General features: G+C 57.5%; 1 protein-coding gene. It reads left to right on the top strand.

All coding sequences use genetic code 11. The features are described 5' to 3' along the window. The coding region (locus GSQ70_RS00635) for an Ig-like domain-containing protein (protein ID WP_199257194.1) at nucleotides 1-360 on the top strand (360 nt) is incomplete at both ends.

Here is a 360-nt window from a genome sequence, read left to right as displayed (position 1 = left end):
GCGGGAGCAGTGGCGGAAAAGCGGCCGAAACGACTGCCCATTTTAGTGCCTCAGAGCCAGATGGTCAGATTAATAAAATAACGCTGGCCGTGTCCCAGGACAATGCGATTGCTGACGGCACTAGCGAGGATAGCGTGGTGGCGACTCTGTTGGATGCTCAGGGCAACCCCGTACAAGGCCAGAAGGTTGCCTGGACAGTACCGGCAGGGGTGACCCTCAAAGGAGGGGACAGTGCATCAGACAGTAATGGTAAGGTGACGGTGCAACTGGTTTCGACTGTGGCAGGGGACATGGTGGTTAGCGGGAGCAGTGGCGGAAAAGCGGCCGAAACGACTGCCCATTTTAGTGCCTCAGAGCCAG

The organism is Pantoea sp. BAV 3049, from assembly GCF_009765445.1.
GTDB lineage: Bacteria > Pseudomonadota > Gammaproteobacteria > Enterobacterales > Enterobacteriaceae > Erwinia.
This window is presented reverse-complemented; position numbering and strand designations above follow the sequence as displayed.